Origin of the sequence: Bartonella sp. AP57NXGY (assembly GCF_042195805.1) — a bacterium.
Taxonomy (GTDB): Bacteria; Pseudomonadota; Alphaproteobacteria; order Rhizobiales; family Rhizobiaceae; genus Bartonella.
In genome coordinates this window covers 73,093-75,023 of sequence record NZ_JBHIOZ010000004.1, presented here as the reverse complement: position 1 = coordinate 75,023, position 1,931 = coordinate 73,093, and the positions used below count along the sequence as shown (strand labels likewise).

Sequence of the window (1,931 nt, the reverse complement as noted above, 5' to 3'; positions counted from 1 at the left end):
GGCCAATTTCGCAAACATGATGACGTTGACACTCCATGAGAGTTAGAAGTTTTTTTAAATGATATTGAGGATGGCTAAAAACATTTTCTGCAGGATCAAAAAAATCACAAGCTGTTTTTTCTTTATTGCTTGTGCTTAGTGCATTCCATTGTTCTTCATCCATATGAAGATCAAGGCCAGGAAGAACAACAGCCCCTTTGGGCAGAGAAGCTATAACCTTTAAAAGATGAGAAACTGCGGGCATAGAACCTGACACACCAGCAGCAATGATAGGTTTATCAGGCTGCGTGCATCGCAAAGTCTCTGCATGCATTGTGAGTGCTTGATTACGCCATTCCGCGGGATTGCTTCGTTGCCTTTCGGTCAAGATTTGTGGCCAATTTTGCGTAACAATAGTCAGAAAGTCGAGCGTTATTTGCCACCATTCAGCGACCATATCAGGTGCAATATCTTTAAGTTTCGACCAATCTGCTCCTTCTGTTTCAATTTCGTCCATCAAATGCGCTAAATCCTGAGCAAGCCAAATTGCATCAGCACTATGAGCCGGAATAAGTACATCTTCTGTACCAAACATGGCACGCAGATGCGCAGGTAAATTTTCACGCCATGGGCGAATAAGGCGCGCTAAAAGCAGTAAGCGTTCACTTTTTCCAATGGGTGGATTCAGAGTGCTGGTATGATTTTCAACAAAAAGGAAACTGTCTTCATCGACATCTCCTAGAGCACGAATGGTTGGTAAGAAAGTTGATTGTGTATCGCTTCTTTCAACAAAGGCTAAACGTAAAGCGCGAGCAGCACGACGTGTCGGAACATAAATAAGGCTATCGGCAAGGGCAGTTTGAATGTCTCCATTGGGAGCGAAATTATCAATAAGGGTACCGGAGAGCAGTGCCTCAACAAAGTGAGGCAAAAAAGCCATTCCAGAAGATATAGAAAAGACACGTGGTTTATAAGTCATATGATCTCATATTGGGAATAACAAATTTCATCTTATTGATTATTTGCTTTATTTTGACTGTATACAATTTTCATACAAGAAAAAACTGAAAAGCTCTATTTATACAGGAGATTTTTAGCTGACATTCAAAATACTGAAATATATGACCTTGTCTTAAGCTATTGTGAAAAAATATATCAAAATTTTAAAAGACGTTACAATTACAAATATATTATAACTTATTGAATATTATAAAATAAATTTACCGTATTCTTTATACAGTGCAATCTGAAAGTGTTCTTTACATACTCCTTTTGTTTTCAGAAAAAATAACAATATTCAGATCCCCAACTCAATATGAAAAATCATTATCAACCAAATTGTTACATAAAAAATTCTTCTTTATTTTAAGAGCGTACTTGATAATCTTTAAAAGCAGAAAATTTTATTTTAGGAGCTCTTTCTGCTTCATAATTTAATGAAAAATGGTTCTCCGCTAAAAAAACTGGATCACCTTCTAAATCATACGCAATAGCAGAGCGGTGATTGCTGAGAAACTTTTGCAACTCATCTTTGCTCTGCGCTGAAATCCAACGGCATAAATTAAAGCGCGCAGACTCAAAATTCACTGGCAAAGAATATTCTATTTTTAATCGTTCTTTTAAGACATCAATTTGCAAAGCACCAATAACACCAATGAGAGAAGGCGACCCATCATCAGGAATAAACAATTGTACAACCCCTTCTTCAGCCATTTGTTGCAAAGCTTCTTTGAGCTTTTTTGCTTTCATTGGATCGCCTAAACAAACACGACGCAAAATCTCTGGTGCAAAATTTGGTACTCCCTTAAAGAGGATATCTTCTCCTTCAGTCAAAGTATCGCCGATACGCAATGTTCCATGATTAGGGATCCCTACGATATCACCAGCATAGGCTTGATCAGCAATTTGGCGCGAACGCGCAAAGAAAAATTGTGGAGCCGAAAGTGTCATCG

The 1,931-nt window shown here is 38.0% G+C and carries 2 pseudogenes; both read right to left on the bottom strand.

From position 1 onward, the window contains the following. Window positions 1-958: pseudogene (locus ACFIL8_RS01455) on the bottom strand (double-strand break repair protein AddB); the annotation flags it as partial. A gap of 386 nt (window positions 959-1,344) precedes the next feature. Then, window positions 1,345-1,931 (bottom strand): annotated as a pseudogene (gene prfC / locus ACFIL8_RS01450) (peptide chain release factor 3); the annotation flags it as partial.